General features: G+C 69.9%; 8 protein-coding genes and 1 pseudogene. 8 read left to right on the top strand and 1 reads right to left on the bottom strand.

Annotation, left to right across the window (positions count from 1 at the left end; genetic code table 11):
* From IEZ27_RS53265 to IEZ27_RS53250, 4 genes are all read left to right on the top strand, one after another.
* Window positions 1-1,411 (top strand): CDGSH iron-sulfur domain-containing protein (locus tag IEZ27_RS53265; protein WP_189654291.1); only part of this gene is annotated, 1,411 nt, incomplete at its 5' end.
* A gap of 20 nt (window positions 1,412-1,431) precedes the next feature.
* On the top strand, window positions 1,432-2,148 hold the full coding sequence (locus IEZ27_RS53260) for an alpha/beta fold hydrolase (RefSeq protein WP_189654290.1): 717 nt from the start codon (window positions 1,432-1,434) through the stop codon (window positions 2,146-2,148).
* Between the two features lie 42 nt (window positions 2,149-2,190).
* Window positions 2,191-3,105 (top strand): RNA polymerase sigma-70 factor, encoded by a 915-nt coding sequence (locus IEZ27_RS53255; protein ID WP_189654289.1) that lies wholly within the window; start codon window positions 2,191-2,193, stop codon window positions 3,103-3,105.
* A 46-nt stretch (window positions 3,106-3,151) separates the two neighbouring features.
* Window positions 3,152-3,829, top strand: coding sequence for a sigma-70 family RNA polymerase sigma factor family protein (locus IEZ27_RS53250; RefSeq protein ID WP_189654288.1), 678 nt, complete (start codon window positions 3,152-3,154; stop codon window positions 3,827-3,829).
* A 57-nt stretch (window positions 3,830-3,886) separates the two neighbouring features.
* Here the strand turns inward: IEZ27_RS53250 and IEZ27_RS55785 are convergent, their stop codons facing one another.
* On the bottom strand, window positions 3,887-4,198 hold the full coding sequence (locus IEZ27_RS55785) for a WhiB family transcriptional regulator (RefSeq protein WP_189654292.1): 312 nt from the start codon (window positions 4,196-4,198) through the stop codon (window positions 3,887-3,889).
* A gap of 60 nt (window positions 4,199-4,258) precedes the next feature.
* Here IEZ27_RS55785 and IEZ27_RS55780 point away from each other — a divergent pair.
* The 4 genes and pseudogenes from IEZ27_RS55780 to IEZ27_RS55775 form a co-directional block, all read left to right on the top strand.
* Window positions 4,259-4,342, top strand: a pseudogene (locus IEZ27_RS55780) (helix-turn-helix domain-containing protein); the annotation flags it as partial.
* Window positions 4,343-4,508: 166 nt separating this feature from the next.
* The gene (locus IEZ27_RS53235) at window positions 4,509-5,261 is read left to right on the top strand and encodes an SDR family oxidoreductase (RefSeq protein WP_189654287.1); all 753 of its coding nucleotides are present in this window, start codon (window positions 4,509-4,511) and stop codon (window positions 5,259-5,261) included.
* A 9-nt stretch (window positions 5,262-5,270) separates the two neighbouring features.
* On the top strand, window positions 5,271-5,681 hold the full coding sequence (locus tag IEZ27_RS53230) for a cupin domain-containing protein (RefSeq protein WP_189654286.1): 411 nt from the start codon (window positions 5,271-5,273) through the stop codon (window positions 5,679-5,681).
* A gap of 124 nt (window positions 5,682-5,805) precedes the next feature.
* A partial coding sequence (locus IEZ27_RS55775; protein ID WP_407672993.1) for a ferritin-like domain-containing protein occupies window positions 5,806-5,960 on the top strand: 155 nt, incomplete at its 3' end.

Genomic DNA, 5,960 nt, shown 5'->3' with positions numbered 1-5,960 from the left:
GCAGATGCTGCCGCCGCACCCGCGCAAGCTGCCTCATGGTGATCTGGAAGTGTCGCTGGTGCCGTTCGGCGCAGAAGCGCTGGAGATGTTCCTGCGCCTGGAACGGCCCGCGCCGCCCGGCGCGCCACCGGAGGACGACGATTACGAGACGATCGGGCAGTTCTACGCCGCGATCGAGCAGGGGTTGCGCCACCTGTGCGAAACGCTCGGCGAGAAGGAGGTGTTCTGCGGCGACCCGGCCCGGCAGGTGAGCGGCACCCACTTCCGCCACACCGGCGGCAGGCTCGTCGCCGTCACCGACCTCGCCTCCGCGCTGGACGCGCTTGAGGAGATCGTCGAGCAGGGGGAGGGTACCGCCCGCGGCGAGGTCTGGGACGGTGACCAGGACGAGGTCGCCCATTACTACCGCTTCATGGAGCTGAAGCTCGGCCGCCGCTACCGGCGCGGGGACACCCCTGAGTCCGGTCCCACCGGTGAAAGGCTCTCGGTGGATCTCACCGGGGTGTTCCCCATGACGCCCGGCCCTGCGGACCGCGCCGCGCAGGGGGAGTTCAACCACACCTACTGCGCCATCCTCCATCTGCTGGAGCTGGCCTTCAACGGCAGCCCGAGGATGCTCGCCGTCGCCACCGGGGAGATGTACGCGCTCAAGGCCCAGGCACAGGAGCTGATGCGGCGGGGCGGCCTCACCTTCGAGTACGTCCCGCCCGAGCTGCGCCGCTGGAGCGCGGGCGACCACCAGCGGATCGTCGTGCTCCGGGACGGGCCGTACGTCGTGTATGGTCGCGTCCCCCTGCGGCGCAAGCGGAAGATCGTCTCCACCGAGCAGAGGAACGCGCTCACCTGGAAGACCGGCGAGCCGCTGGAGACCGAGGAAACCTATGCGCTGTGCCGCTGCGGCCGTTCGGGCGCCAAGCCGTTCTGCGACGGGACTCACGCCGTGATCGATTTCGACGGCACGGAGGCCGCGCCGATGCGGCCCTACCAGGAGCTGCAGCACGTGCACGACGGCGTCGGCATCTCCGCGCGGCGGGTGGGCGAGCTGTGCGTGCACGCCGCCTTCTGCATCGGCCGGACCAGGCCCATCGCCAAGATGCTCGACGACACCGCCGACAGCGACGTGCGCTCCGACGTCATGGGCCGCATCGATCACTGCCCCTCCGGCTCGTACAGCTATGCCCTCGAACGCGGCGGCGAGACGATCGAGGCCGACCTCCCGCGCGCGGTCTCGGTGCTGGAGGAGGAGGACGGGCTGGCCGGCGCGCTGTGGGTGACTGGTGGAATCCCCGTCACCCGATCGGACGGCCTACCGCTGGAGACCAGGAACCGGATGACCCTGTGCCGTTGCGGCCAGTCCGGCAACAAACCGCTCTGCGACGGCACCCATCGCGAAATCGGCTTTCACGAGTGAACAACCAGAGAGGCAATCCCATGAACCAGCCAGTCGTTCTCCTCGTCCACGGCGCCTTTGCCGAGTCGGCCAGCTGGAACCGCGTCATCCAGCGCCTGCGCGGCAACCAGCTCACCACGGTCGCCGTCGCCAACCCACTGCGCAGCGTGGAGGGCGACGCCACCTATCTGCGGGATGTGATCGACGGCATCGGCGGCCCTGTCGTCCTGGTCGGCCATTCCTACGGCGGCATGGTGATCAGCCAGGCGGCGGCGGGCAACCCGGCCGTGCGTGCTCTGGTCTACGTCGCCGCCTTCGCCCCTGAGCCGGGTGAGAGCGCGCTGCTGCTGTCGAGCAAGTTCGAGGGCAGCACGCTCGGCCAGGCGCTGCAGGCCTACCCGGTGGCCTCCGGCGGCAACGAGTTCCGCATCGACCCCGCCAAGTTCCACCATCAGTTCTGCGCCGACCTCGACACCGAGGAGGCCGCGTTGATGGCCGCGACCCAGCGGCCGGTGACCGAGCGCGCCCTGTCCGACGGGCTCGCCGTCGACGAGGCGCCCTGGCGCACTGTCCCGTCCTGGTTCGTCCACGGCGACAAGGACCTCAACATCCCGGCCGCCGCAGCGCGCTTCATGGCCGAGCGCGCGGACTCGCGCGGCACCCGCGAGGTCGCCGGCGCCTCCCACGCACTCGCGGCCTCGCAGCCCGACGCCGTGACAGCCACTATCCTCGACGCCGCGGACCACGCGCGAGGCTGACGAACCCCTGTCCAGGCCGACGGGCGAATCGATGTGGGGCACATGAACACGGAATCCCTGGAACAGGCGGACGCTCTCGATCGGGCGGCGTCCGCCTTCATCGAGCTGCGCCCGCGGCTGTTCGGCATCGCCTACCGGATGCTGGGCAGCGCGGCCGAGGCCGAGGACATCGTCCAGGAGGTGTGGCTGCGCTGGCAGGACACCGACCGCGAGACCATCGAGAACCCGCCGGCCTTCCTGGCGCTGGTCACCACCCGGCTGGCCATCAACCTGGCGCAGTCGGCGCGCGTGCGGCGGGAGTCCTACATCGGCCCCTGGCTGCCGGAACCCGTGGACACCAGTCTTGACCCCACTGTCGGCGCCGAACGCGGCGAAGCGCTGGAGCTGGCCTTTCTGCTCCTGCTGGAGAGGCTCAACCCCACCGAGCGCGCCGCTTACGTCCTGCGCGAGGCTTTCTACTACCCCTATCCGCAGATAGCGGAGATCCTGCGGCTCACCCCGGTCAATGTCAGGCAGATCGTGAGCCGCGCCCGCAGGCGTGTGACCGCCGTCCGCCACGAGCCCATCGACAGGCTCCAGCACCGGCGCCTCCTGGAGACGTTCCTCGACGCCGCCCAGACGGGAAACGTCGGCGCCCTGGAGAAGCTCTTCGCCGCCGACGTCGTCAGCTCCTCCGACGGCGACGGCATCAGGGGATCGGCCAAGTTCCCTGTGCTGGGCATTGAGCGGGTGGCCAGGTTCGTGGCCGCGTTCTCACCGCGGTTCTGGCCGGGCACCGCCGTCACGTGGGTCGAGATGAACGGGCTGCCAGGCGTGCTCGTCACCCGGGACGGCAGCGGCGTCGCCCTGCTCGCCATGGAGGCCTCAAGGGAGGGGATCCACCACCTGTTGTGGGTCCTCAATCCGGCCAAGATCGAGGCCTTCGAGCGGTCTCGCAGCCGCGTTGTCACAACGTAACGGGCTGTCCGGTCTTATCTGCCAACAATGAAGGAGGCGGCAGACCATGACCGAGGCGGGCGCCGAGTCGCTGGCGGAGATGCTCGACGAACGGCAGCACCTGCTCGGGATTGCTCTGTGCATGTTCGGCTCGGACACCACGGCCGACCACGTCGTCCAGGAGACCTATCGCCGCTGGTACGCCCTCGACGAGGAAGAGCGCGCCGCCATCGCGGTGCCGCGCGCCTGGCTGACGCGGACGGCGGGAAGCATCTGCCTGGAGCTCCTGGCCGACCCCGACCCCGACCACGTGCCCGGCGGCCGGGTGACGCGGGCCCAGCCCGTGCCGTACCCGGCCTCGTACCAGGCCGGGTATGGCCCGGAGATGCTCGCCAGGCACGAGCGGGTGGCCCGCCGGTTCGCCGCGGCCTGCCAGGCGGGCGACGCCGAGGCGCTGCGGGAAGTCCTGGCCGCCGACGCGATCGTCGTCAGCGATGGCGGCGGCAAGGTGCGCGTCGCCGTACGGCCGACTTACGGTGCGGACGCGGTCGCGCGGGTCGTCACGGCGTTGCTGATCGACCAGCCAGGAACCGAGCCGGCCATCGGATCGGTGAACGGCAGGACGGGGCTCGTGCTGCGGCGGGCGGGCAAGGCCGTGGCGGTGGTCAGCGTGAGCGTGGCCGGAGCCGAGGTCACGGCGGTGTGGATCATCCTGAACCCCGACAAGCTCCAGCGTTGGCACTGAAGGGCGTACCAGTGCACGACGATCCTCTCCACTGACACGACTACACCGGGGCGGAATTCAGGCCGCTCTACTCCGTGCGTCGCCGTGACCGGCGGCAGCTCCTCCCACGGGCGGGCCGGCGGCAACGCGGCCCACCGTTTCGCGGGTGGCGCGGATGCGGCGGCGCTCGTCAGGGGTGGTGCCGCCCCACATCCCCTCCGCCTCGCCGGTTTCGACGGCCCAGGTCAGGCACTGCACGCGCACCGGGCAGCCCTGGCAGATCCGCCGGGCGAGCACGGTGTGCCAGGCCGGCCCTCCGGATGGTCCGCGGTGTGGGTGTATGGACGCTGGGCCGAGCAGGCTGCCCGGGTACTTCTCCGGGTCGAGCATGGTCTGCGTCCTCTCGCCCTTGAGCAGGCGGCGCGTGAAGCCAGCCTGACCGTCTTGGAGATGCAGATCATCAAACTCCTTGCCGGCGGCGCCACCACCAGGCAGGTCGCCGTTCTGCTTCACCTGTCGCCGCACACGATCAGCACGCACCTCCGGCACGTCTTCACCAAGCTCGGGATCAGCTCGCGCGTCGAGCTCACCAGGCTCCCTCTCGAACACGAGGCCGCCTGTCACAACCGAGGGGGCTGCCCTGTCTTAGCTGACGACAGGGGCGCACCACAGCGCCCAGAGAGCCAGAAGGGTGCCAACAATGAAAATCGTGGTGATCGGCGGGACCGGGCTCATCGGGTCGAAGCTGGTGAAGAAGCTGGGCGAGCACGGCCACGAGGCCGTGGCCGCGTCGCCGAACACCGGCGTCGACACGCTGACCGGGGAAGGTCTGGCCGAGGTGCTGAAGGGCGCCCAGGTCGTGATCGACGTGTCGAACTCGCCCTCGTTCGAGCGCGAGGCCGTCATGAAGTTCTTCCGGACCTCCACCGGCAACCTGCTGGCGGCCGAGGCGGCTGCGGGCGTGGGCCATCACGTGGCGGTGTCGATCGTGGGGACCGAGCGGATGCCGGAGAACGGCTACTTCGCGGCGAAGATCGCCCAGGAGAAGCTGATCGAGAAGTCGGGCATCCCGTTCTCGCTGGTGCACTCCACCCAGTTCTTCGAGTTCGCTCGCGGCATCGCCGACGAGGGCACGGTCGACGGCAAGGTGCACATCGCGCCGGTGCTGTTCCAGCCGATCGCGGGCGACGACGTGGCCCAGGCGGTCGGCAGGACCGCGGTGGGCACGCCGCTGAACGGCCGGATCGAGATCGCCGGACCGACCCAGTACAAGATGGACGAGTTCTTCCGCAAGGCGTTGGCCGCCTGGGGCGACACCCGCGAGGTCGTCGTCGACCCGCAGGCGCGCTACTTCGGCAGCGTGCTCGGCGAGCGGTCGCTGGTGCCCGCTGACGGCGCGCAGCTCGGCACCATCACCTACAAAGACTGGCTCGACCAGTCCAACGCGAAGTAGGGCGAGGCGATGGACAAGCCGCGGTCGACCGCGTGGCAGACGGCGTTGACCGTGCTGCAGGAGGCGCAGCCTCCGTTCATCCCCGAGGGCGCGCACGTGATGACCGTGGTCATCGAGTACCCGCCCGGAGACCCTGGCGCGCCGCCGCATCGCCACCCGGGTCCCGCCTTCGGCGTCGTCCTCGAGGGCGAGATGCTGATGGAGCTGGAAGGAGAGCCGGAGCGGGTGATCCGCGCCGGCGAGGCGTTCTGGGAGCCGGGTGGCGACGTCATCCACTACCAGGACGGCAACAATCGCGACGATGTCCCGGTACGGTTCACGGTCACCATGCTGTGCGAGCCGGGCAAGCCGATGTTCACGCTGGTGGAAGAGGCCGAGCTGGCCCAGCGCAAGGAGCGCCGCGCGCCACGCCCGTCCTGAACCCCGGCGAAGTATCCGCAGCGTGACGGCACCGGCTGCCGTCGTCGCTGCCTGATCCCAGGATCGAACCAGGCCGCCGGCCCACCGGCCGGCGGTCCGATCCGCCCTGCCAACAACCCGAGGTATGACACGAATGAACCACGAACGACCGGTCCGGATCGGCACGCTCGGCAGCCTGCGTGAGCACCTGCAGTGGGCGATCGAGCTGGAGCATGCGACGTTGCCGCCGTACTTGACGGCGCTGTACTCGCTGGATCCGGAGCGTAACCCGGCGGCTGT

It is taken from the genome of Nonomuraea spiralis (assembly GCF_014648435.1).
GTDB classification, from domain to species: Bacteria; Actinomycetota; Actinomycetes; order Streptosporangiales; family Streptosporangiaceae; genus Nonomuraea; species Nonomuraea spiralis.
The sequence above is the reverse complement of the archived record's forward strand: the minus strand, read 5'-3'. Positions and strand labels throughout refer to the sequence as shown.

Excerpts from the sequence above, each read along its gene's own strand:
- IEZ27_RS53260 (WP_189654290.1), top strand. The coding sequence starts at position 1,432 with ATGAACCAGCCAGTCGTTCTCCTCGTCCACGGCGCCTTTGCCGAGTCG.
- IEZ27_RS53255 (WP_189654289.1), top strand. The coding sequence starts at position 2,191 with ATGAACACGGAATCCCTGGAACAGGCGGACGCTCTCGATCGGGCGGCG.
- IEZ27_RS53250 (WP_189654288.1), top strand. The coding sequence starts at position 3,152 with ATGACCGAGGCGGGCGCCGAGTCGCTGGCGGAGATGCTCGACGAACGG.
- IEZ27_RS55785 (WP_189654292.1), bottom strand. The coding sequence starts at position 4,198 with ATGCTCGACCCGGAGAAGTACCCGGGCAGCCTGCTCGGCCCAGCGTCC.
- IEZ27_RS53235 (WP_189654287.1), top strand. The coding sequence starts at position 4,509 with ATGAAAATCGTGGTGATCGGCGGGACCGGGCTCATCGGGTCGAAGCTG.
- IEZ27_RS53230 (WP_189654286.1), top strand. The coding sequence starts at position 5,271 with ATGGACAAGCCGCGGTCGACCGCGTGGCAGACGGCGTTGACCGTGCTG.